This window comes from Solidesulfovibrio fructosivorans JJ], from assembly GCF_000179555.1.
Lineage (GTDB): Bacteria > Desulfobacterota > Desulfovibrionia > Desulfovibrionales > Desulfovibrionaceae > Solidesulfovibrio > Solidesulfovibrio fructosivorans.
Map to the genome: position 1 here is coordinate 113,289 of NZ_AECZ01000011.1, position 22,730 is coordinate 136,018.

At 64.9% G+C, this 22,730-nt stretch carries 26 protein-coding genes; all 26 read right to left on the minus strand.

Annotated elements, in window-relative coordinates; all coding sequences use genetic code 11:
• Positions 1-80 precede the first annotated feature (80 nt).
• The gene (yajC, locus tag DESFRDRAFT_RS09850) at positions 81-452 is read right to left on the minus strand and encodes a preprotein translocase subunit YajC (RefSeq protein WP_005993488.1); all 372 of its coding nucleotides are present in this window, start codon (positions 450-452) and stop codon (positions 81-83) included.
• Between the two features lie 118 nt (positions 453-570).
• On the minus strand, positions 571-1,245 hold the full coding sequence (locus tag DESFRDRAFT_RS09855) for a thermonuclease family protein (RefSeq protein ID WP_005993489.1): 675 nt from the start codon (positions 1,243-1,245) through the stop codon (positions 571-573).
• A gap of 124 nt (positions 1,246-1,369) precedes the next feature.
• Positions 1,370-1,570: a heavy-metal-associated domain-containing protein gene (locus tag DESFRDRAFT_RS09860; RefSeq protein WP_005993491.1), complete on the minus strand. Its 201-nt coding sequence runs from the start codon at positions 1,568-1,570 to the stop codon at positions 1,370-1,372.
• The gene (gene hisA, locus DESFRDRAFT_RS09865) at positions 1,567-2,310 is read right to left on the minus strand and encodes a 1-(5-phosphoribosyl)-5-[(5-phosphoribosylamino)methylideneamino]imidazole-4-carboxamide isomerase (RefSeq protein WP_005993492.1); all 744 of its coding nucleotides are present in this window, start codon (positions 2,308-2,310) and stop codon (positions 1,567-1,569) included. The genes DESFRDRAFT_RS09860 and hisA overlap by 4 nt, the downstream gene beginning before the upstream one ends.
• The gene (locus tag DESFRDRAFT_RS09870; protein ID WP_005993494.1) at positions 2,307-2,990 is read right to left on the minus strand and encodes a hypothetical protein; all 684 of its coding nucleotides are present in this window, start codon (positions 2,988-2,990) and stop codon (positions 2,307-2,309) included. Before DESFRDRAFT_RS09870 ends, hisA begins: the two co-directional genes overlap by 4 nt.
• The gene (hisB, locus tag DESFRDRAFT_RS09875; RefSeq protein WP_005993496.1) at positions 2,990-3,580 is read right to left on the minus strand and encodes an imidazoleglycerol-phosphate dehydratase HisB; all 591 of its coding nucleotides are present in this window, start codon (positions 3,578-3,580) and stop codon (positions 2,990-2,992) included. Before hisB ends, DESFRDRAFT_RS09870 begins: the two co-directional genes overlap by 1 nt.
• Before the next feature lie 16 nt (positions 3,581-3,596).
• The gene (gene tatB / locus DESFRDRAFT_RS09880; protein WP_005993498.1) at positions 3,597-3,920 is read right to left on the minus strand and encodes a Sec-independent protein translocase protein TatB; all 324 of its coding nucleotides are present in this window, start codon (positions 3,918-3,920) and stop codon (positions 3,597-3,599) included.
• Between the two features lie 51 nt (positions 3,921-3,971).
• Positions 3,972-5,522: a glutamine-hydrolyzing GMP synthase gene (gene guaA, locus DESFRDRAFT_RS09885; RefSeq protein ID WP_005993500.1), complete on the minus strand. Its 1,551-nt coding sequence runs from the start codon at positions 5,520-5,522 to the stop codon at positions 3,972-3,974.
• On the minus strand, positions 5,523-6,980 hold the full coding sequence (guaB, locus tag DESFRDRAFT_RS09890) for an IMP dehydrogenase (RefSeq protein WP_005993502.1): 1,458 nt from the start codon (positions 6,978-6,980) through the stop codon (positions 5,523-5,525). It lies immediately after the preceding gene.
• 29 nt (positions 6,981-7,009) lie between these two features.
• Positions 7,010-7,717, minus strand: a complete 708-nt coding sequence (locus tag DESFRDRAFT_RS09895) for an ABC transporter ATP-binding protein (protein WP_005993504.1) — start codon at positions 7,715-7,717, stop codon at positions 7,010-7,012.
• A complete protein-coding gene (locus tag DESFRDRAFT_RS09900) occupies positions 7,710-8,495 on the minus strand; it encodes an ABC transporter ATP-binding protein (protein WP_005993505.1) in 786 nt (261 codons plus the stop codon). The genes DESFRDRAFT_RS09895 and DESFRDRAFT_RS09900 overlap by 8 nt, the downstream gene beginning before the upstream one ends.
• A gap of 1 nt (position 8,496) precedes the next feature.
• On the minus strand, positions 8,497-9,543 hold the full coding sequence (locus DESFRDRAFT_RS09905; RefSeq protein ID WP_005993507.1) for a branched-chain amino acid ABC transporter permease: 1,047 nt from the start codon (positions 9,541-9,543) through the stop codon (positions 8,497-8,499).
• 50 nt (positions 9,544-9,593) lie between these two features.
• Positions 9,594-10,478: a branched-chain amino acid ABC transporter permease gene (locus tag DESFRDRAFT_RS09910; protein ID WP_005993510.1), complete on the minus strand. Its 885-nt coding sequence runs from the start codon at positions 10,476-10,478 to the stop codon at positions 9,594-9,596.
• 106 nt (positions 10,479-10,584) lie between these two features.
• Complete coding sequence (locus DESFRDRAFT_RS09915; protein WP_005993512.1) at positions 10,585-11,754, minus strand: ABC transporter substrate-binding protein; 1,170 nt, start codon at positions 11,752-11,754, stop codon at positions 10,585-10,587.
• A 495-nt stretch (positions 11,755-12,249) separates the two neighbouring features.
• Positions 12,250-12,852 carry a tetratricopeptide repeat protein gene (locus DESFRDRAFT_RS09920; RefSeq protein WP_005993514.1) on the minus strand — a complete coding sequence of 201 codons (603 nt, stop codon included), beginning with the start codon at positions 12,850-12,852 and terminating at the stop codon, positions 12,250-12,252.
• On the minus strand, positions 12,839-12,979 hold the full coding sequence (locus tag DESFRDRAFT_RS21270) for a CcmD family protein (RefSeq protein ID WP_005993516.1): 141 nt from the start codon (positions 12,977-12,979) through the stop codon (positions 12,839-12,841). The genes DESFRDRAFT_RS09920 and DESFRDRAFT_RS21270 overlap by 14 nt, the downstream gene beginning before the upstream one ends.
• 1 nt (position 12,980) lies before the next feature.
• Positions 12,981-13,649 carry a cytochrome c biogenesis protein CcsA gene (gene ccsA / locus DESFRDRAFT_RS09925; protein ID WP_005993518.1) on the minus strand — a complete coding sequence of 223 codons (669 nt, stop codon included), beginning with the start codon at positions 13,647-13,649 and terminating at the stop codon, positions 12,981-12,983.
• A 7-nt stretch (positions 13,650-13,656) separates the two neighbouring features.
• A complete protein-coding gene (locus DESFRDRAFT_RS09930) occupies positions 13,657-14,334 on the minus strand; it encodes a heme exporter protein CcmB (RefSeq protein ID WP_005993520.1) in 678 nt (225 codons plus the stop codon).
• A complete protein-coding gene (locus DESFRDRAFT_RS09935) occupies positions 14,328-14,999 on the minus strand; it encodes an ABC transporter ATP-binding protein (protein ID WP_005993522.1) in 672 nt (223 codons plus the stop codon). Before DESFRDRAFT_RS09935 ends, DESFRDRAFT_RS09930 begins: the two co-directional genes overlap by 7 nt.
• Before the next feature lie 3 nt (positions 15,000-15,002).
• Entirely contained in the window at positions 15,003-16,904 is a 1,902-nt protein-coding gene (locus DESFRDRAFT_RS09940; RefSeq protein ID WP_005993524.1) for a heme lyase CcmF/NrfE family subunit, read from the minus strand.
• A 109-nt stretch (positions 16,905-17,013) separates the two neighbouring features.
• A complete protein-coding gene (locus DESFRDRAFT_RS09945) occupies positions 17,014-17,427 on the minus strand; it encodes a cytochrome c maturation protein CcmE (protein ID WP_005993525.1) in 414 nt (137 codons plus the stop codon).
• 23 nt (positions 17,428-17,450) lie between these two features.
• Positions 17,451-18,515 carry a hemolysin family protein gene (locus tag DESFRDRAFT_RS09950; protein ID WP_005993527.1) on the minus strand — a complete coding sequence of 355 codons (1,065 nt, stop codon included), beginning with the start codon at positions 18,513-18,515 and terminating at the stop codon, positions 17,451-17,453.
• Positions 18,516-18,714: 199 nt separating this feature from the next.
• Complete coding sequence (locus tag DESFRDRAFT_RS09955) at positions 18,715-19,920, minus strand: alginate O-acetyltransferase AlgX-related protein (RefSeq protein ID WP_043794437.1); 1,206 nt, start codon at positions 19,918-19,920, stop codon at positions 18,715-18,717.
• A gap of 32 nt (positions 19,921-19,952) precedes the next feature.
• Entirely contained in the window at positions 19,953-20,624 is a 672-nt protein-coding gene (nadD, locus tag DESFRDRAFT_RS09960; RefSeq protein ID WP_005993530.1) for a nicotinate (nicotinamide) nucleotide adenylyltransferase, read from the minus strand.
• 16 nt (positions 20,625-20,640) lie between these two features.
• Positions 20,641-21,900, minus strand: a complete 1,260-nt coding sequence (locus DESFRDRAFT_RS09965; protein ID WP_005993533.1) for a glutamate-5-semialdehyde dehydrogenase — start codon at positions 21,898-21,900, stop codon at positions 20,641-20,643.
• A gap of 69 nt (positions 21,901-21,969) precedes the next feature.
• Positions 21,970-22,596, minus strand: coding sequence for a class I SAM-dependent methyltransferase (locus tag DESFRDRAFT_RS09970; protein ID WP_005993534.1), 627 nt, complete (start codon positions 22,594-22,596; stop codon positions 21,970-21,972).
• Between the last annotated feature and the right edge of the window lie 134 nt (positions 22,597-22,730).

The window sequence follows — 22,730 nt, forward strand, 5'->3', positions numbered from 1 at the left end:
AACACTCAAGGCGAAGGAACGCCGGCCGGCCCCCTTCGCCTCGCGCGCCGGGGATGGACCCCCCGACGCCGTCAAAATCGCTAATCTTTGGCTTTGCCTTTCGCTTCAGCCTTGGCGGGAGCGGCCTGGGGCTCGCCGGGGCCGGAGACGAAGCTGCGATTGATCTCGATGGTGAGATCCTTGGCAATCTCCACGGTCAGCTTGTCGCCATGCACTTCCATGATACGGCCGTAGATGCCGCCGCCGGTCAGGATGTAGTCCCCGCGCTTGAGATTGGCCAAATACTCGCGGTGCTGCTTGGCCTTTTTCTGCTGGGGACGAATCAGCAGAAAATAGAAGATGGCGAACATAATGATCAGCGGCAAAAACGCGGTGATGGGATTGCCTCCCGCCCCACCGCTGCCGCCGGTGGGGGCGGCGCCCATGGCGTGTGCCAGACTCGGAAAAAACATGCTGCCTCCAGATAGGTTATTAGCCCGAATCATGCCCGGGTACGCGTTTTTTTGCGTCCGGCGCGGCGTCGGGCAAGGGCTGTCGCGGAAAAATGGATGGTCTAAAAATGCCGCCGCGTCAAGGTTTATCCGTCCGCCGGCTCTCCGCGACGCTTCCCGCGGGCGGCCAGGGGGTACATCCCCGTGCCGGAGAAAATCCCCGGGCAAAGGCCTGCCCGGCATCGGCCAGGACCAGCCGGTTGCGGCGGCCGATGCGCGCGGCGTCCGGGCAACCGGGAACATGAAACCGATGCGAGGCGGCATTGCCCACATACCCGCCCACAGGCGGCGGCAGGCGCAGGATGCGCGGCCAAAAGCCCCTGCCCTGGGCCATGGCCCGTCGCTGGGCGGCCAGAAGACGCCGCACCAACGGCTTGGGCAGATCCCGATACCAGAACACAAAGGCCGCGCCCGAGGCAACCATGCCTTCGGCCACGGACGCGCCGTCAGGCAGCAGCAGGTCGCCAAGCGCCCGGCCGAACCGGTCCCGCCCCGCCCCCACCGGCACAAAACGCAGGGTCCGGCCGCGGGTCAGCCGTTCAAGCCCCCGCTTAGACGCGTCGGCGTAATACTGGGCCGGGGCCAGACCATGGGCGACCTCCGGTGCGTCGATGCCGGCCAGACGCACCGTACGGCCGTCGGCCAGACGCACCGTGTCCCCGTCGAAGACCCGGGCCACGGACACGGCATCCCGGGCCGCTCCCGGCCGGGGCGCAAACAACAGGAGCAACACGGCGAAAGCCGCCAAGAACATTGCCCCTCGTCCACGCCCACCCTGCCGTTTTCCACAAAGCGGCATCACCCCCCGCCTCCCAAAAACAAACCGGCCGCCGCGCAAGCCACGACAGCCGGTCAATACAGACATTCTTTGCGGCACGTTACTTGATCGCGCCGGGAATGAAACCGATCTTGTCGATGGCGCCCTTGATGGCGTCTTCGGAAGCCTCGCCGTCAAAGGTGGCCTGGCCTTTTTCCAGATCGACCGACACGTTGGACAGCCCCGGCACTTCGGACAGGGCCTTGGTCACGGACGCGACACACTTCGGGCAGTGCATGCCGCCGACTTCCAGGGTTTTCATGCGACCTCCTCGGACTGGTCGGCGATGTAGGCCATGGCCTCCCCGAAATCGAGGGTTCCGGTATAGATGGCCCGGCCGGTGATTACGCCTTGAAGCCCTTTTTTGGAATACGGGAAAAGCGTTTTGACGTCGTCCAAAGTGGCCACGCCTCCGGCCACGAGCACGGGCAGGTCGGTGAGGTCGAGCAGGCGCTCAAGCGCCTCCAGGTTGACGCCGGTCTGCATGCCGTCGCGGCTGATGTCGGTGTAAACGACGAAGGCGGCGCCCTGCTCGGCCAGACGCGGCACGACTTCCTCGACGGTCATCCCCGCGTCCTCGACCCAGCCCTTGACCTTGAGCCGGCCGTCCACGGCGTCGAGAGACACGCCCACACGGCCCGGGTGGGCGGCGCAGATGGCGGCAAAGGCATCGGGCTCGGCCAGGGCCAGGGTACCGATGATCAGACGCCGCACACCGGCCTCCAGATAGGCGCCTGCGGTCCGCGCGTCGCGGATGCCGCCCCCGAGCTGGACCGGGATGGAAAGCCCGGCGCAGATGCGGGAGATCAGCTCGAAATTGCGCGGCCGGCCGCTAAACGCCCCGTCCAGGTCGATCAGATGCAACCACAGCGCGCCGAGGTCCTCCCAGTGGCGGGCCATGGCCTCGGGATCGGGAGAGAAGACGGTCACTTCATCGGCCAAGCCTTGCTTGAGGCGGACGCACTGGCCGTCCTTGATGTCCACGGCCGGGAACAGGATCACAGACCAAGCTCCTTCACGCCCTGCTTGAGCCCTTCCTGGGCCAGTTCCATGGCCGAGAGCCAGCGGCCGTTTCTGGACACGAACTTCTTGGCTTCCAGGATGTTGGCGGCCAGGGTCTGCTGGGTTTCGTTGAAGTGGAAGGTCTTGACGATGCCGCCGGTGCGCACGTCGATGAGCGTCAGGCTCAGGTTCACGCTGGCGGGCTTGGTGGCGCCGATCGCGGAACCCTCGCGCTCGCTCCAGTCGATGACCAGGGGCACGAGCACGAAGTCCGCGCCGGCGCATTTGCCGATATTCTGCCAGTAGCGCATGGTGGCCAGCCGGCCGGTCTCATTGCCGCGCTGCGCCGAACGGGCGCAGGTGTAGGCCATTTTGGACGGCACGAAGTGCTGGCCGGAGCCGGCCAGATCGGCGTCCAGGGCGGCGTCGAGCTGGACCGGGGCCGCCTCGGGCACGGACCGTATGGAGGGCAGGTAGCCCGTGGGCAGATCGGCGTCGGTGGCCGGAATGACGAACGGGGCTACGACGAAGGTCTTGTTCAGAAAAGCCACAGCCGAAGTGGCGGCATCGCCGGGGGCCGGTGCCTTGGCCATCGACGCGGTGCGACGCACGCATCCCGTCGACAGGGAGATGACGGCCGCCAACACGACAACGAGACAGGCCAACGATTTGTTTCGCATCAGTCCAGGCTCCCCTTGGTGCTCGGCACCCTGGTTCCATCGGCGGTCGTCGCCCGGCGCAGGGCCAGTCCCAGCGCCTTGAAGGCCGCCTCCACCAGATGATGGCCGTTTTGTCCGTATTCGTAATGAATATGCAGGTTGGCGCGAACCGTAAAGGCCAGGGATTTGAAAAACTCCCGCCACAGGTCACGTTCCTCGCCCGCGATCACCGGCGGCAGCGTTTCGCCGCCGCGATACACAAGGTACGGCCGGCCGGACAGGTCGACCACCACTTCGCACAGCGCTTCGTCCATGGGCACCTTGGCCACGCCCACCCGGGCGATGCCGGCCCGGTCGCCAAGGGCCAGGCGTATGGCCTCGCCGAGCGAGATGGCCACATCCTCCAGGGAATGGTGGGCATCCACTTCCAGGTCGCCCCGGCAGGAAACCATCAGGTCGAAGCGGCCCCAGAAGCTTAAAAGCGACAGCATGTGGTCGGCGAAACCGACCCCGGTGTCGACCGAAGCCGTCCCCGTCCCATCGAGATCGATGCGGACGGAAACCTTGGTTTCGCCGGTTTCCCGGACAAACTCGCCGAAGCGTTCCCCCATGGCGTTCACCGGCCGCCTAAGCGGTCGGAGCCTCCTTGCCCGGGGCCTGGGCCTCGGCCTGCTTCGCCGCGGGTTCGGCCGACTTGGCCTCGGCGGCGGTCGTTTCGGCCGCTTCCGCGGCCGGCTTCTCCAGCTCCTTGCGGGCCTCGGACTGCCGCTGCTCGCGCTCGGCCCGGTCCACTTCGGCCTCAAAGGTGGATTTGACGTCACTGCTCATACGTCGGAACTCGGCCATGCCCTTGCCGAGCGTGCGCATGAGGTCGGGCAGCTTGGAAGGACCGATAACGATAAGGGCCACGATCAGGATGACCACAAGTTCCGTGGAACCGATGCCGAACATAAAGTCACTCTTTTCGCCGGCCCGGGCCGACGGGATTGCGGTTCTCGACGGTTATTCCCACTCGATGGTGCTTGGCGGCTTGGACGACACGTCGAAGACCACGCGATTGACGCCCTTGACCTCGTTGATGATCCGATTGGACATGGAGGCCAAAAGCTCCGAAGGCAACCGGGTCCAGTCCGCCGTCATGGCGTCGAGGCTGTCCACAACCCGGATGGCGGCCACGTTTTCATAGGTGCGCCCGTCGCCCATGACCCCGACGGTTTTGAGCGGGAGCAAAACGGCGAATCCCTGCCAGACCTTGCGGTACCAGCCCGAGGCGGCGAGTTCGCCTTGCACGATCTTATCCGTTCGGCGCAAAATCTCAAGCCGTTCCTCGGTCACCTCACCAATGATGCGGATGGCGAGGCCGGGGCCGGGAAAGGGATGGCGCCAGATGATGAAGTCGGGAAGGCCGATCTCCGCCGCCACCTTGCGCACCTCGTCCTTGAAGAGCTCGCGCAAGGGTTCGATCAACTGGAGCTTCATGTGCTCGGGCAGCCCGCCCACATTGTGGTGGCTTTTGATGACCGCCGAAGGGCCCCGGAAGGATTCGGACTCGATGACGTCCGGATACAGCGTGCCCTGGGCCAGGTATTTGGCCTTGGGAAGCTTGGCCGCCTCGGCCTCGAACACCTCGATGAAGGTGGTGCCGATGATCTTGCGCTTTTTCTCGGGGTCGGTCACGCCGGCCAACCGGTCGAGGAAGAGCTTGGAAGCCTTGATGTAATAGAGGTTGAGATCGAAGTGCTCGCGCAGGTAGGCGGCCACCTCCTCGCCCTCGCCCAGGCGCAACAGGCCGTTGTCCACGAAGATGCAGTGGAGCTTTTTGCCGATGGCCTTGTGCAGCATGACCGCGACCACGGTGGAGTCCACTCCGCCGGAAAGGGCGCACACGACCTCGTCGTCGCCGACCTGCTTCTTGAGCGCCGCAAGCTCCGTTTCCACGAAGGACGCCATGGTCCAGCCCGGGGTCAGGCCGGCGATGGTGAAAAGGAAGTTGTGCAGGATGCGTTCGCCGTCGTCGGTGTGGGCCACCTCGGGGTGGAACTGCAGGGCGTACATGCGCCGCTCCACATTGGCCAAGGCGGCGATCTCCACGTTCTTGGTGCGCCCGGCCACGACGAAGCCGTCCGGCGGCGCGATCACCTTGTCGCCGTGGGACATCCAGACCGTGTGCCCGGCCTTGGCGTCGAGGCCGGCGAAAAGCGGCACGTCGGCCAGGACGGAAAGCTCGGCCCGGCCGTACTCGCGGTCGGTGGAGGCGGCCACCGACCCGCCCGGCTGGCTATGGGCAAGGAGCTGCATGCCGTAGCAGATGCAAAGGGTCGGCAGGTTCAGGTCGAAGACGGCCGGATCGAAGGGCGGGGCGTCGGCGTCGGTGACGCTCGACGGACCGCCGGAGAGAATGACGGCCGACGGGGCCATGGCCGCCACGTCTTTGGCGGTTACGGTGCAGGGATGAATTTCCGAATACACGCCGGCTTCGCGCACGCGACGGGCGATCAGCTGGGTGTACTGGGACCCGAAGTCCAGAATGACGACCTTGTCGGGTGCTGCCATTTAGTAGGTCTCCACGCGGTAGTTGGGGGCTTCCTTGGTGATGATGACGTCGTGGACATGGCTTTCGCGCAGGCCCGCCGGCGAGATGCGCACGAATTGCGCCTTTTGCTGCAAATCCTCGATAGTGGCGCAGCCGCAATAGCCCATGCCGGAGCGCAGGCCGCCGACGAGCTGGTAGATGCTCTCGGTGACAGGGCCCTTAAACGGCACCCGGCCGACGATGCCCTCGGGCACGAGCTTTTTGGACTTCTCCTGGAAGTAGCGGTCGGAGCTGCCATCGCGCATGGCGTCGATGGAGCCCATGCCGCGATAGATCTTGTAGGTGCGGCCCTGGTAGAGCACGGTTTCGCCGGGGCTCTCCTCGGTGCCGGCGAAAAGCCCGCCCATCATGACCGTGTCGCCGCCGGCGGCCAGGGCCTTGACGATGTCGCCGGAGAACTTGACGCCGCCGTCGGCCACCAGCCTTTTGCCGGTCTCGCGGCAGGCCCGCGAGGCCTCCATGATGGCCGTGACCTGGGGCACGCCGACGCCAGCCACCACGCGGGTGGTGCAGATCGAGCCCGGTCCGATGCCGACTTTCACCGCGTCGGCCCCGGCCTCGATGAGCGCCTTGGCCCCGGCGTAGGTGCCGACGTTGCCGGCGATGAGCTGGCAGCCCGGATGGTCGCCCTTGATGGCCCGGATGGCGTCGAGGATGTTCTTGGAATGGCCGTGGGCGGAATCGAGGACGAGGAAATCGGCTCCGGACTCGAGCAGCGCGGCGGCCCGCTCGTCGCGGTCGGAGCCGACGCCGATGGCCGCGCCCACGCGCAGGCGGCCGTGTTCGTCCTTGCAGGAATTGGGGTATTTGCGGATCTTCTCGATGTCCTTGATGGTGATCAGGCCGCGCAGTTTGTTGTTCGAGTCGACCACCAGCAGTTTTTCGATGCGGTTGGCGTGCAGATGGGCCTTGGCTTCCTCAAGGGTGGTGCCCACGGGCACGGTCTTAAGGTTCTCCTTGGTCATCACGTCGCCGACCTTGGTCACGGAGTCCTTGACGAAGCGCACGTCGCGGTTGGTGACGATGCCGACCAGCCTGTCGCCGTCGACGACCGGCAGGCCGGAGATGCTGTACTCGCTCATGACCACCAGCGCCTGCTCCACGGTCATGTCGGGCGGCACGGTGATGGGGGAGATGATCATGCCGGACTCGGACTTCTTGACCTTCTCCACCTCGAGCTTCTGCTCGGCGATGGTCATGTTCTTGTGCACCACGCCCACCCCGCCGCAACGGGCCAGGGAAATGGCCATGCGCGATTCGGTGACGGTGTCCATGGCGGCGCTGACGAGGGGGATGTTGAGCTTGATCTCGGGCGTCAGCCACGACGAGACATCGGCCGTGTCCGGCAGGACGTCCGAGTAGCTCGGCAATAAAAGCACGTCGTCGAACGTGAGCCCGGTCTCGATGATCTTTTCCATAGGGGAATTCTCCTGGTTGTCGGGCGCGTCTAGTCCAGACCGAGATAGGCCGAGCGCACCTTGGGATCGTTTAACAAATCCCGGGCCGGACCCTCCAGGGTCAAACGCCCCGTTTCGAGGACGTAGCCCCGGTGGGCTATCTGCAGGGCCATCTGGGCGTTTTGTTCCACAAGCAGGACCGTGACGCCATCCCTATTTATCTGCTGGATGATCTCGAAAATATTTTCAACCACCAATGGCGCGAGCCCCAGGGAGGGCTCGTCGAGCAAAAGAAGCTTGGGCCGGGCCAGAAGCGCCCGGCCGATGGCCAGCATCTGCTGTTCGCCGCCGGAAAGCGTGCCCCCCATCTGGGCGCGCCGTTCCTTGAGCACCGGAAAGAGGTCGTAGACCTTTTCCTCGTCGGCGCGCAGTTCGGCCTTGTCCCGGCGCAGGTACCCGCCCATGAGCAGGTTCTCCTTGACCGTGAGCCGGGGGAAGATCATGCGCCCCTCGGGCACCTGGGTGATGCCGAGGGACACGATGCGCTCGGTGGAAAACCGCGTGGTCTCCTGGCCGAGAAAGGTCACCTTGCCGCGCCTTGGCGGCGTGACGCCGGAGATGCTCATGAGCGTCGTGGTCTTGCCCGCGCCGTTGGCGCCGATCAGCGTGACGATCTCGCCGGCCTCGATGCGAAGCGACACCCCGCGCAGCGCCTGGATGTTGCCGTAGAAAGTGTGGATGTCCGCAATCTCAAGCATGGACCGCCCCCTTGCCGAGATAGGCCTCGATGACGTCCGGGTTGGACCGGACGTCCTGGGGGGAGCCGTCGGCGATTTTGATGCCGTGGTCAAGGACCACGAGATGCTTGCAGATGCGCATGACGAGCTTCATGTCGTGCTCGATGAGGATGACCGTGACGTCCCGGGCCAGGATGGCGTGGATGAGGTCGACCAGGGAATCGGTTTCCTTGGGGTTCATGCCGGCGGCCGGCTCGTCGAGGAGCAGGAGCCTGGGGCCCGTGGCCAGCGCCCGGGCGATCTCCAGACGGCGCTGGTCGCCGTAGGAAAGGCTTGAGGCCGGGGTCAGGGCCTGCTCGCCAAGGCCGACGAAATCCAGGCATTCCATGGCGGCATCGACAATGGCCCGTTCCTCGGCCCGCTGAGACTTCGTGCGCAGGACCGCGCCGAAGAAGTTCGCCCTGGTGCGGCAATGGCGGCCGATGCGCACGTTGTCGAGCACGGTGAGCGAGGAGAAAAGGCGGATGTTCTGAAACGTCCGGGCCACGCCAAGCGTGGTCATGCGCTCGGGCTTGCTGCCGGCCACATCACGTTCGGCGCCCGCGCCGCTAAAGAGGATCCGGCCTTCGGTCGGCTTGTAGATGCCGGCCACGCAGTTGAACATGGTGGTCTTGCCCGCGCCGTTGGGGCCGATAAGCCCCAGGATCGCCCCCCGCTCCACGGAAAAGGAGACGTCGGAGAGGGCCATGAGCCCGCCGAAGCGCTTGCTTACGCCGTCCACTTTCAAGATCGCATCCATATTACGCCGTCCGCCGCGCGGCAAGCTTTGCCCGCAATTCCTTGATCAGTCCGCTTTGCATGGTCGACTCGGCCACCTGGGTGAAAATGCCGCCCGGGCGGTAACGCATGATCAGCACCATGATGAGGCCATAAGCCAGAAACCGGGTCTCGGCGGGCAGCCCGAGCTTGGGCAGAACGACCCGCAGCACCTCGCCGAGCGCGATGAGGATAATCGCGCCCACCAGAGCCCCGTTGATGTTGCCGAGCCCGCCGAGGACCACCATGCACAACACCAGAAAGGACTCCCAGAACTTGAACATGTCCGGTGAGATGAAAAGCGTCCAGCGGGCGAAAAAAGAGCCGGCCATGGCCCCGATGCCGGCCGAGACGGCAAAGGCGATGACCTTGTAGACAAGCAGGTTCACACCGCAGGAGGCGGCGGCCATGGAATCCTCACGGATGGCCAGCCAGGCCCGCCCCAGGCGCGAATCCTCCAGTCGGCGCATGACGAGGTAGACGAAAAGCACCATGACGATGCCGAGGTAATAGTACGGCACCTCGCCCCGGAAGGCGTAGCGCCACCGGCCGTCGACGCCGAGGAGCGAGGCCAGCCAGGTGAAGTTGATGTCCACCGGCGCGATGCCGGGAACGCCGAGGGGGCCACGCGTGAGCCAGATCTCGTTGGTGAGGAAAAGGACCACCAGTTCGGAAAAGCCGAAAGTGACGATGGCGAAGTAGTCGCCGACGAGGCGCAACGTGGGCACGCCGAGCATGATCCCGAAGAAAGCGCCATTGAGCGCCGCCAGAGGCACGATCAGCCAAAACGACATGTTGTAGTGGATGGTGAGCAGGCCGGCGGTGTAGGCCCCGATGCCGTAGAAGCCCACGAAGCCGAGGTCGAGCAGGCCGCAGAAGCCGGGCAGGATGTTGAGCCCCATGGCCAGGACCATATAGACCATGATGAGGACGAGCACGTGCAGGACGTACACGTCGCGAAAGGGCATGAGCGGATAGGCCAGGGCCGCCGCCGCGATCACGTACTTGAGTGTGTTTAAGGCGCCACGCATGGGATATTCCGGTCGTTTCGGTCCGGCCGGCGACCCGGCCGTCCGGGTTGTCAGGCCTTTTCCACCATGGACCGGCCAAGGAATCCCGAGGGCCGGAAGATGATGACCAGGATCATGACCGCGTAGGCCACGCCGTCGCGGTAGGGAGAGGAGATGTAGCCCGCGCCGAGGGTCTCGGCGATGCCGAGCACCACGCCGCCGAGCATGGCCCCGGGCACCGAGCCGATGCCGCCGAGCACCGCCGCCGCGAAGGCCTTGACGCCGGCCAGGTAGCCCATGGTCGGGTACATGGTGTTGTAATACATGGACACCATGACGCCGGCCACCGCGCCCATGCCCGAACCGAGGGCGAAGGTGAAGGAGATGACCCGGTTGACGTTGATGCCCATGAGCGCCGCCGCGGTGCGGTTCTGGGCCAGGGCCCGCATGGCCGTGCCGATGCGGGTCTTGGTGATGATAAGGTTGAGGGCGACCATGAGGAGCAAGGCCACGACGTAGATGATGACCTGCATCCAGGAGATGGTCACGTCGGAGAAATGGAAGGCCGGCTCATTGAAAAAGGCCGGCAGCGCCTGCCGGGGAAACGGCAGCGGCCGGCTGCCCCAGATGATCATGGCCAAATTTTGCAGAAAGATGGACATGCCGATGGCGGTGATGAGCGCCGCGAGCCTCGGGGCCTCGCGAAGAGGCCTGTAGGCGACGACATCGAGCAGGACGCCGATGGCGGCCACGGCCAGCATGGCCAGGACCACGGCCAGGGCGAGCGGCATGCCCATGGAAAGAAACGACAAGGTCAGGAAAGCCCCGAGCATGTAGATTTCGCCGTGGGCGAAATTGATCAGCTCAATGACGCCGTAGACCATGGTATAGCCCACGGCGATCAGCGCGTAGATCAGGCCCAGGGTGAACCCGTTGACGAGCTGCTGTTCAAACAACGTCCGCTCCGAAACGCATCTTGCGGTTAAAGGGCCGGGCCGTAACGCGAACAGGCTGGATGTGCTCCAGCCTGTCCGCGATCCGTCATCTTTTTCGTTGCCCCGCCTAGTTCATCTGCTTAGGAGCGGGTACAAACTTGCCGCCCTTGACCATCTTGACGAAGGCGGGCTTCTGGCAGTCGCCGTTGGCGTCGAAGTAGTTGACGCCGGTGACGCCCTTGTACCCCTTTTCCGGGGTGTTCATGCCGGCCAGGTAGGCGCGGATCTTGGCCCGGTCGGGGCCGACCTTGGAAATGGCCTGGATCATCATTCCCGCCGCGTCATAGGCGTTGGCGCTCATCCAGTCAACTTCGCGCTTGTACTTGGCCTTGAAGGCGTCGATGAACTTCTTGGCGTCCGGTCCGGCGGTGTCGGCCAGGAAGGGAGCGGTCAGGTAGGTGTCGTCGGCCGCCGCGCCGCCGAGCTTGATGTAGTCGGCATTGTCGAAGCCGTCGGCCCCGAACTTGGGCACGTTAAGCCCGATCTTTTTGGCTTGGTCGGCAATGAGCGCGCCTTCGGGATAGTAGCCGGCGATGAACATGGCCTGGGGCGCGCCGCCCTTGAGCTTGGTCAGCTGCGGCGTGAAGTCCTGGTCGCCCTTTTTGTAGGCCTCTTCGCCGACGACGTTCAGGCCGAGCTTCTTGGCCTCTTTGACGAAGGCGTCCTTGAGGCCGATGCCGTAGTCGTTGTTTTCATAGAAGACGGCGACCTTTTTCAGCCCCATGACCTTGTCGATGTAGTCGGCCAGGAACTTGCCCTGGAAGTCGTCGCGGTACACGTTGCGAAACGACCAGACCTTGCCCTGCTCGTCCTTGTTCTTGTCGCTGATGGAAATATTGGTGGCCGTGGGGGAGATGGCGGCGATGCCCTCGCGCACATAGGTGGGCAGCGCGGCCAGGTGGGCCGAGGAGCAGAGATGGCCGACGATGCCGACGATCTCGGGATCGTTGACGATGGAGGAAGAAACCGTGGCGGCCTCGCGGGGCTCACACTGCTCGTCGAGGTAGACGGCTTCGATCTTCTTGCCGTTCACCCCGCCGGCGGCGTTGACTTCGTCGATTTTCATGGCCACGCCGGCCTTGACATTTTCGCCAAATCCGGCGGCGCTGCCGGTATAGGGCGACGGCACAGCGATCTTGATGGTATCAGCGGCGCCAGCGCTGCCCGCCGAGACGCCCAGAGCCAGGCCCAAGGCGGCCATGAATACCGCCATCCGTTTCACATTCCTGCCAAACATTGCTGCTCCCTCCGGTTGCGGTTGACGTCCAGCCAAACCCCTTTACGCCCGTGCACGGAAGGCAGGCCGGGCCTTCCGGGTCTTATACGGCATCCGGCAACATTCACCAAATCGTCATAAAAAGCAATGTGTCGTTCAGCGCACCCACTTCGGGGCCGCAGCATATGCGCCGCCCCACCACACGCTGACGAAGGCCGGCCGGGGATCGTTCCCCGAGGAGCTAAAAAATCCGGACCGAAGCGGCCCGGTCCGGGGAATACGCGCCACGAATACGGCGAGGAGGGATTCGCGCGCCGGGCGGGCAACGCGGCAGGATGGCCAGGGAGCATGCCGGCCGGCAGCGTCCGGGATGTCCGGATTCCGGCGTTTCTTACGGCGATCGCGGCCACGCGCTCCCCGAAAGTCCGCTGGATGGTTCCCGCCCGCATGCCGTCTCCTTCATCCCGTCCCCGGCCTTTCGGACGGGGACGCTTGCCGCCGATTGCCCGCTTTGTGTTACTTGGAAACCTTGGTCTCCAGTTCGCGCCGGGCCGTGGCCCGGGTGTCCGGATCGACGCCCGGGGCGGCGAGAACCGCCTTGAAGGCCTCGGCCGCCTTGTCCGGCTCCTTGAGCGCGTACTTGTAGAGCAGGCCCAGGTTGAACCGGGCCCGGAAGTCATTCGGATGCTTGGCCAAAACGTTCTCAAAGGCCGCCTTGGCCCCGTCGACGTCCTTCAGATTATAGCGCACCACGCCCAAGGCGTTCAAGGTCTCGGGGTCGTCGGGGCGGACCTTCATGACCTTGTCCAAAAAGGTCTTGGCCCGATCATACGCGCCCATGGCCATGAAACGCTCGGCCATGGTCAGTTGCAGCTCGGGGTCGTCGGGGTTTTCCTTGAGCTTTTGCATCAGCGCCATGATTTCCTTCATGGGGCCGTTCATGGCCTGGCCCATGGCTTCGCCCATGCCGCTTTTCGGCTGCTGGCGCACTTCCAGGCTCGGGCGCTGCATGCGGTAGAGAAAGGACCCCACGAATATGATGGCCAGGGCAAAGCCCAGAAAGGCCAGAACCATACGGCCCGAGGCGTTGGGGCCGCCGGGCCGATCAGTCGTCGTCACCTAAAACCTCCAGGCGTTTGAGCCGGCGTTCCAGCCGTTTCTGAGCGCCGGCCAGAAAGGCCACATAACAGCCGAGGCCAACCCAGACGATGATGTTGGCCGCGAAAAGATAAACTTCCTTTCCCATTTCAGTTCCTTGTCGCGCCGTGGCGCACCAGGGCGCTTATGGCCGCGCCGGAAGCGAGCTGTCTGGTCCGGGCCAGAAGCAGGGCCAGCCACAAAAAGCCCATGGCCACGAGGTTGGCCACCATGGCCAGCCACATTTCCGGCTCCATGCCGCCGCCCTGCGGGCCGAACACGGCCGGATGGATGCTGCGCCAGTAACGGGCCGAAATGAAAACGAGCGGCACGTCGAGAAAGGCGACGATGCCAAGCACGGCCAGGACCGCGTCCCGGCGCGCGCCGCCGATGTCCGACGAGCGAAGAAGCAAATAGGCGGCGTAGACGAACCACATGACGAGGGTGGTGGTAAGCCTGGGGTCCCAGGTCCACCAGACGTTCCAGATGGGCCGCGCCCAACACATGCCCGTGGCCAGGGCCAGACCGGAAAAAAGGACGCCCATCTCGCAGGCCGCGCCGGCCAGCCGGGCATAGGCGGCCCGCCGCTTGGCGAGATAGAGGATGGAGGCCACGAACACGACGAAAAAACTCACAAACGACCACCAAGCCATGGGCAGGTGGGTGTAGAAAATCTTCTGCACCACTCCCATGGTCCGCTCCACCGGGGCGTAATACCAGATGGCGTACTGGGCCGGGATGGACAGGACGGCGGCGACAAGGGCGCAGATACGGATCATGGGCAGGTTATTCCTCGCCGGTATACAAAAACGGGAAAAGGACCAGGGCGGCGGCGGTAAAAACAGCGTCAAACGCGCCGACAGTCCCGGCCCAGGCGGAAACCGCCTCGAAGCCCCGGCCGGATATCACGGTTTCAAGCAGACGGATGCCGGCCAGAAGCACGGGCACCAGCAACGGAAACAAAATCACCGTCAGCAGTGATTCCCGGGCTGAGCGGCCAACGGCAAGCGCGCCAAGAAGCGACCCCAGGGCACAAAGCCCCCAGTCCACGGCAGCCACCACGACAAGTCCGGTCAGGAGCGACCCGACCACGTGCTGGCCCAGGAAGGCCACCGCTGCGGGGGCGAATACCATCTGACAGCAAAAAAGCAACACCCAGCCGGCAACCGCCTTGCCGAGCCACACGGCCTGAACCGGGCACGGGGCCAGAAGCAGCCCCAGCCGCGCGCCCTCGGCCTCCTCCAGACTGTACAGGAAATTGAAGACCAACACCTGGCCGAAGGCGGTGGCCAGCCAGAAGACGGCGGCGGCGGCCAGGGGCGGCGACATCTCACCCGGCTCGCGCGACAGGCTCATGATGAAAATGAGGAGCAGGCCCAAAAGCACGGTCTGCACCAGCCCCTGGGCTCCGGAAAGCGACAGGGACAGGTCCTTTTTGGCGATGGCGACGGCGGCCTTCAGCATACCGCCTCCCCGGCCAGCTCGGCCGGATCGAAGCCTTCGGCCGGGCCGTCGTAGGCGATGCGCTTTTGCCGCAGGCACACGACCCGGTCGCTCGCCGGCAGGTCGACGGCCACGAAATGGCTGACCCAGACCACGGCCGCGCCGGCGTCGGCGGTTTCGCGGATGGCCCGGCGAAGCATGTCGGCCGAGGACGGATCGAGACCCGAGGCCGGCTCGTCGAGAAGGAGCAGGCGGGGACTTGTGAGAAACACCCGGGCGAGGCTCAGGCGCTGGGACATGCCGCGCGAAAAAACGCCGGCTTCCTCGTCGGCGAACCGGGAAAGCCCCACCCGCGCAAGGGCGGCGTCCACGGCGGCCGGATCGCGGGGAAGCCCGGCCAGGGACTGCCAAAAGGCCAGGTTGGCCCGGGCGGTGAGCTTGGGGTAGATCAACGTCTTATGGCCGACGTAGCCGATCTCGCCCGGGGACAACTCGGAGAGCGCCTCGCCTTCGCTTGGCGGCATGAGCCCGGCCACGATGCGCAGGAGCGTGGATTTGCCCGCGCCGTTCGGCCCGACCACCAGCGTGACGCCACGGGGCGCGATGTCCAGGTCAATGGCCCTCAGCACCGGCCGTTCGCCGAAAAACCGGCTCACCCGGCGCAGACGCACCAACGGCCCGGCCATGAGTTATCCCCGCTCCTTCGCTTTCTCCTTGGGCCGGCGCAGGCATAAAAAGGGCGCCAGGCTCATGAGCGCGCCGCCGATCCAGACCCAGTTGACCAACGGATTGACGCTGATCTTGATGCTGGCGGCCTTCTGGTCGCTGGCGGATAAAAGCGTGGCATAAAGCTCGTCGCCAAGAGACGGAATGGTCGACACCTCGGCAAAGGGCTGGTCGAAACCTTTATAGATGCGCCGTTCCGGCAGAAGCCGCCCCACGGGCTTGCCGTTTTTGGTCACGTCGATGACGGCCCGGGCGATGGTCATGGCCGGATTGGTTTCCCGCTCCAGGTCGGTGTAGGTCATGGTGAACGCGCCGATCCGCAGGTCGCGTCCAGGCGTCAGCACGGCCTCTCGGTTGATCTGGTAGGGTCCGGAAAAGGCCACGCCAAGCGTGAGCAGGGCCAGCCCCAGATGGACGCAGTAGGCCCCGAGCGCCCCGGCCCGGCTCCGGGCGTGGCGCTGGCGGATGAAGACGTAAGCCACACAGACCACGGCGGCGATGGCGCAGGCCCCGCCGAAAAGGGCCAGGGGCAGATGCACGCCCGAGGCGTAAAGCACCACCCCGCCGCCGACAAAGCCGCCGGCAACGATGGCCAACCCCAGCTTGTCGCGGACCCCTTCCGTCCAGGACAGAAGCGGACAGATGGACACCAGAAACGTGACCATGACGAAAAGCGGCAGGCACACGCGGTTGTAAAAGCCCGCGTCGAGGCCGACCGGATTGGCGCTCCACAGCTTGCTAATAACCGGCCACATGGTGCCGAGGAAAACCACGGCGGAAAGCGCGAGCATGAGCCAGGCCAGGACCACGAGAAGTCCCGGCACGCTCCACAGCCCGGCCAGCGGCTTGCCCCGGCCGGCGAAAAAGGGCGCGCCGGCGACCAGCACCGAGGCCAAAAGCACCAGGGCGAAAATCATGAAAAGCAGGATCGGGTCCCCTACCCCGCCCTCGCCAAAGGCGTGGAGCGAGTCCACCACGCCGCTGCGCACGAGGTAGGTGCCAAGGATGCAGGAGATGAAGGTGACCACGGCCAGGGCCACGTTGGTCTTGGAAAGCGCCTTGGTGCGGCGCTCGACGATGGCGGTGTGCAGAAAGGCGGTGCCCACGAGCCAGGGAATCAGCGAGGCGTTTTCCACCGGGTCCCAGGCCCAGTAGCCGCCCCAGCCAAGTTCCATGTAGGACCACCAGCCGCCAAGGACGATGCCGGCGGTGAGAAAGAGCCAGGACAGGATGGCGGTGTTGCGGGCGGCGGCGACAAAGGAGCGCGTCTCCCCCACCAGCCATGTGGCAAGGCCCAGACAGGCCGGCACGGCAAAGCCGGCGTAGCCCAGGAAAAGCAGCGGCGGGTGAAAGATCATGCCGGGATTGCGCAGCAGCGGATTAAGCCCCCTGCCCTCGGCCGGCGGCGGCACGGCCTCGAGAAACGGATTGCTCGGGCCGGTCAAAAGCAGCAGGAAAAAGGCCTCAATGGCGAAAAAAAACATCCAGTAGGCATACTTGGTGGCCGGGGACAACTTTTTGTAGGACGGGGCCAGGGAAAATCCCAGCCCGAAAAGCGCCAGCACCAGCATCCAGAAAAGCATGGAGCCGGCCTGCCCGGCCCAAAAAGCCGTGATGGCGTAAAAAAGCGGCAACAGGGTGTCGGTGTATTCCGCCACGTAGACAAAGGAAAAATCGCGTTGCCACAAGGCGATGGTCAGTATGGCCGAAGCGAGCACCGTGGCGGCGACAACGACCAAATGGCCCCGTTCCAGCAAAACAAGGCGGCAGTAGTCCCGCCGCCAAAGTCCGAAAAGCGCGGTCGCCGCCGCGGCCAGACACAGCAGCATGGCCACGAGCAACGCAAAATACCCTGTAACGTGCATCAAGACTCCTTACTGAGGGACAACGCGCCGCCGCCGGAGAAAAAGAGACCTCCGGGGCGGCCTGCGCCGTGCCGCCGACGGGATTTAAGGCCGATCGGACGTCGGCCGGTCAACCGCGGTTTTGCTTCTGGTACTTCGACGGGCACTTGGTCATCAGCGTGTTGGCGGCAAAATCGCCCGAGGCCGGGTTGACCCCGCCCTCCACGATGACTTCCGCGCCGGGCTTGAAGGTATCGGGCACGGCCCCCTTGAAATCCACCCGGATGGTCTTGGCGGCCTGATCCTTGTCCACCAGCGTGAAGGTCACGCCCATGGCGTCCTGGGGCCTTTGTATGTCGCTCGCGGCCACGGTGCCGAAAAGCCTGGCCTTGGCCAGGTCGGTCGGCTTCATGGCCAGCGCCTCGGAGACGTTGAGAAAATAGGACGTATTTTCTCCCAGGCCCGAATAAAGCAGGTAGCCGAGGCCACCCAGAAAAAGGACCAGGGCCACGAGGTAGACGGGAACGTTGTTTTTTTTCGCCATGGCAAATTCCGCGTTGGGCTGCGTTATGCGGGGGACGTGTCCTTGGGGTCGCGCCTGGCGCGCAGAAGTTCCTCGCGCCGTGTGCGGGCCAGCTCCCGCATGTCCGCCACCTGATCGGTTTCGTCAACGATTTCCTTGCCGAGGATTTCCTCCAGCACGTCCTCCAGGGTGACCACCCCGGATACCCCACCGTATTCGTCTAGAACCACGAAGAGATGCATACGCGATTCCAGAAATTTTACCAGCACCCGGTCAAGGGGCATGGAATCCAGGACAAACCGCACCGGCTTCATGAGGTCGGACAGGCGCACGTCATCCTGGTCGTTGGCCAAGGCCTCAAGGACCTCCCGCCGGTAGACGATGCCCACGATATTTTCCGGGTCGTCGGCGTCGAAGACCGGAATGCGGCTGTGCGGCCACACGGCCCGACGGTCGCCCCGGGCCTCGGCCACGGTCATCTGGGCCGGCAGGGAAAAGACGACCGTGCGCGGGGTCATGATGTCGCTGGCGGTTTTCCGGTCAAGCGACAAGATGTTCTTGATGGAAAGCTCCTCAAGGGGCTTGATGACGCCCTCCCGGCGGGTCAGGCTGACCACGGCCCGCAGGTCCTCTTCCGAGGACATGGGGTCCTTGCGCCGGCCGGCGACCAGCCCGGCGAGCAGCCCGCCGGCCCAAATGATGGGGAGCAGGCCCAGGATCAGGTATTTGAGCGGGGTGGCGATGCCCGCCGAAACCGAACGGCAGTAGGCCACGCCCACGGTTTTGGGCAGGATCTCGCCGAGGGTGAGGATGACCACGGTGAAAACGGCGGTGAAAAGCCACAGCTCGTCCGGGCCGAAAACCGCCGCCGCCGCCGCGCCGGCCACGGCCGCGCCGGCCGTGTTGGCGATGGTGTTGAGGGTGAGGATGGCCGTGATGGGCTTTTCCACATTGGAGCGGAGGTTGAAAAGCAGTTCCCCCGAGGCCCGGCCGTCCTTGCGCAGGCGCTCGATCCAGCTCCAGGGCACGGAATAAAGCGCGGCCTCGCTCATGGAGCAAAAGGCGGAAATAAGGACCGCCGCCGCCACGGCGACAATGAGCGTCAGCATAGGCCGCCCCCTGCGCGCGGGACGGCGCGCGGCGACGGAGGTTGGGGGGGATCGAGGGTATCGGCGGCCTTGGCTTTCTTCGGGGCGTGGTCGTGTTCCATGGAAGGGATAAGGCTCCTCGCGGTGCTTCGCGACATGACTTCTGTTTCTTTCCCCAATTACGAATTTCGGACGATTTGTAAAGCGTCGACGGCCGCGATCACGGGGCCTTGGCCACGGCGTCGCTCTTGATGCGGAAGTGGCCGTTTATGGTCGGCAGGATATAGCGCTCGGTATACTCGTCGATGACGAGGTCCGGCTTTTCCTTCTCGATAAGAGCCGTGTCGAAATAACGGAATTCCGTTTCGGTCTGTGGCTTGAGCCAGACGTAAAGGCCCTTGTCGAAGGACTCGGCCATAAACGGCAACAGCTCCCACCAGAAGGAATCGTGAAACACGAGGGCGTTCGGCAGCTTGGGGTCGCCCGTATAGGAATACTGCGGCGTCTCGAAATACGGCGCCGGCATCGGCCCGTCATAGGTCGCGCCCCGGGCCTTGTACCAGTCCTTGTTGACGAACATGATGCGGTCTTCCTTGAGGTGTCCGCCAAGCCCCATCATGTTGGCCAGGTCGCCGGGCAGCCAGTTGAAGCGCTCAACGGAAAACTGGGAGCGGGTGAGCGGCGTTATGGCCGGGAAATCCTTGACCAGATGGGGAACGATCGCCTCATAGGCCGCGAATGCCCCATTGGCGTTCCAGTGGCTGTCCGTGGAGTAGAAGACCTGCTCCTTTTTCTTCGCCTCCATGAGCGCCTGGGTCACGTTGACGATGTCGACCTTGGTCCGCGCCTTGACGTAGGCAACGAAGCGATCCAGGTGCGTGTCCTGAAAGACCGGACGCAGGGCGTCGGGCAGCTTTTCGGGATAGACGGTATTTTTGTTCGGAGCCACGATGACCAGATACTTGATGCCCCGGGCCGCCAGCCATTCCCGCCGGCGTTCCATCTCCTGGGCAATAAGCGCCACGGCTTCCTTGGGCAGGCCGTAGGGGGAACGGGCGTCCTCCAGGATGTTGCGCGCCCCGTCCTGGGCCAGAAACAGCCAGTGGTCCTTGCCGGCCACGACCTGGGACGACGTCGAGGTGGAGGCCAGGACGAAGGTGTCGAGGTAGCTCTCCCAGGTGATGAGCAGCCCGCGCAGGCTGTAGTGGTGCTCCAGATAACCGTGGCGCAGCTTGTTGAACCACGGCACCCAGGTGCCCGGATCCAGTTTGAGTTCGGTCAGCTTCCCGCCGCCAGCCTCGCCGATGATGGTCATGGGCGCGAACTTGAAGACCCTGTCGACGGTGGGAAGCGCGAGCAGGGCCACGAACAGGAAACAGGAAAGAAAGGCCACGGTACGGCGGGAAAAAGTCATGCTGGTTTGCAAGGGGGCGTTCCAAGGGATGGCGCGGGGACTTTTTATCTGGCCCAAGCTGCTTCGAGGGCATCCTCGCGCTGTTTGAGTTCGCGCAGCACGGCCTCGCTAAGCAGTCCGTCGATGCGTTTTTTTTGCCGCCACCGCTCTCGTATATCCGAGGCGGATACGTCAAGTCTGGCCACGGGCACGAAGGTGATATGGCGGCCCTCGGGAAGCTCCCAGACCGCCGGATCGTCCGTGGGCGCGGCCCCCATGGCGGCGGCGTTGCTTTTGAGAAAAACAGTGAAGACCTCGAGCCCGAGCCCTTCCCGGGCATGCACGGCCAGGCTCGCCATACGGCCAAGTTGCAGGCCGCGTTTCCAGGTGGCGAGGCCGAGCAGGTCGCCCATGCCGAGGATGAAACAAAACTCCTCGCCGGGCCTTGCCTCGCGCAGTTCGGCCAGGGTGTCGCAGGTGTAGGACGGCCCGGGCCGGTCGGCTTCCATGGCGTTGACGCGAAAACCGTCCACAGCCTCCACCGCCAGGCGGCAAAGCAGCAGGCGCAGCTCGAAATCGAGCATGGGCTCGCCGGACTTGTGCGGGGGCCTGGCGGCGGGCACGAATTCCACCCCGGCCAGGGACAAGGCCTCGGCCACCTCGATGGCGGCGCGCAGGTGGCCGATGTGCACGGGATTGAACGTGCCTCCGAAAATGCCGATCACGGGTCGCGTCATGGCGTGGCGAAAAAAATCAGCCCCGCACCTGGCCGTTGCCGAGCGTCACGAACTTGGCGCTGGTCAGCTCCACAAGGCCCATGGGGCCGTAGGCGTGGAGCTTGGAGGTGGAGATGCCGATCTCGGCCCCAAGGCCCAACTCGCCGCCGTCGTTAAAGCGCGTGGAGCAGTTGACCCCGACCATGGAGGCGTCGGCCCGGCGCAGAAAATCCATGGCCCGTCCGTGGTGCTCGGTCAGGATGACCTCGGTGTGGTTGGAGCCGTAGCGGTGGATGTGGGCAAGCGCCTCGTCCATGGAATCCACCACTTTGACGGCGAGGATCAGGTCGTGAAACTCGTGGCCGTAATCCTCGGGCGCGGCCGGAGCGGCTCCCTCGCCAAGAAGCGGCAGGGCGCGCGGACAGGCCCGAAGCGTGACGCCGGCACGGCGCAGGGCCGAGCCGACCCGGGGCAAGAATTCCGGGGCGACGTCCGCGTGCACGAGCAGGCACTCCAGGGCGTTGCACACCCCGGGCCGCTGGGCCTTGGCGTTGACGATCACCTTTTCGGCCATGGCCAGATCGGCCTCGGCGTCGACATAGGCGTGGCACACCCCCTTGAAATGCTTGAGCACCGGCATGGTGGCGGCGTCGACCACGGCCCGGATGAGCCCTTCCCCGCCGCGCGGGATGATGACGTCGATATATTGGTCGAGCTTGCACAGCGCGGCCACGGCGGCCCGGTCGCTTGTGGGCACGAGCTGGGCGGCGTCGGCGGGAAGGCCGGCGGCGGCCAGGGCCTCGCGCAAGAGCGCGGCCAGGGCCTTGTTGGACTCCAGGGCCTCGGAACCGCCCTTTAAAATCACGGCGTTGCCGGCCTTGAGGCACAGGATGGCGGCGTCGATGGTGACGTTGGGCCGGGATTCGTAGATCATGCAGATAACGCCCAGGGGCACGCGCATGCGCCCGACAAGGAGGCCATTGGGGCGCGGGCGCATGGCCTCGATGCCGCCCACCGGATCGGGCAAGGCGATGATCTCGCGGCAGGCGGCGGCCATGGCGTCCATGATGGCCGGGGTCAACGTCAGGCGATTTACGCGCGGGGCATCCATGCCGGCGGCCTTGGCCGCCTCCACGTCCCGGGCGTTGGCGGCCATGACCGCCTCGCGGCGGGTGGCGAGCAAATCGGCCAGGGCGGCCAGAAAGGTGTCCTTGGCCGCGCCGGAAGCCCCGGCCAGAAGCCGGGAGGCGTCCCTGGCCCGGACGGCCATCTGTTCCATGTCGGTTGCCACGCTCATGGGACCTCCCCGTGTTGTGACGGATGGCATCGTAAAGGGTTGCGTTTTAGCCGTCAGAAGCCCGTTTCGTCAATCACCGTCGGCAACGGCGGCCAGAACCACGCCCGTGACGGTCTTGCCGGACCGGGTGCGCACCTTGGGCGTATCGGCAAAGGCCACCCGGTAGCCGACCGCTCCGAAAAGGCCCTCGAGTTCCTCCAGGGTGAAATGGTGGGCCGTGTAGAGCACCCTGCCCTCCTCCCGGACGACGAAACTGCCGGCCTCGCCCGTTTCGGGCAACCCCGCTTCGTAGCGGGCCGTGTAGTAAGGCAGATCCCAGTTTTGCAGAAAATCGGCCACGCACAGCACCCGGCAGCCGACCCGGCGGGCCTCGGCCAAGACGTCCAGGCGGACTTGCCGGGGATTGAGCGTGGTCAGCACGGCATGGATGATGCCGGCGTCGAAGGCATCGTCGGCAAAGGGCAAGGCGGCGAGATCCGCCCGCACCACGCGACAGCCCTGGTCGGCGGCGGCGGCCAGACTCGGAAAATTGCGGTCCGCGCCCACGGCGAAGCGGCCGGTTCCGGCCATTTCCCCGAGCATCCGGCCCGCGCCGCAGCCCAGGTCCAACACCCGGGCGTTTGGCTTCAAATAGGCCGCCACCCTCGGATCGAGAATCAAACTTGAAGGAACGCCTGAAGTTTCATCCCAGTACATCTTCTCCTCCCTTTTCGTGGAAGCACTCGCCGCCCTTCCCCCTTTCGAAAGTTTTTGAAGGGGGTCCAGGGGGAAACTTTTTTCAAAAAGTTTCCCCCTGGCCGCCGGAGGCATTTCTCCCCTCCCCTCCTTCC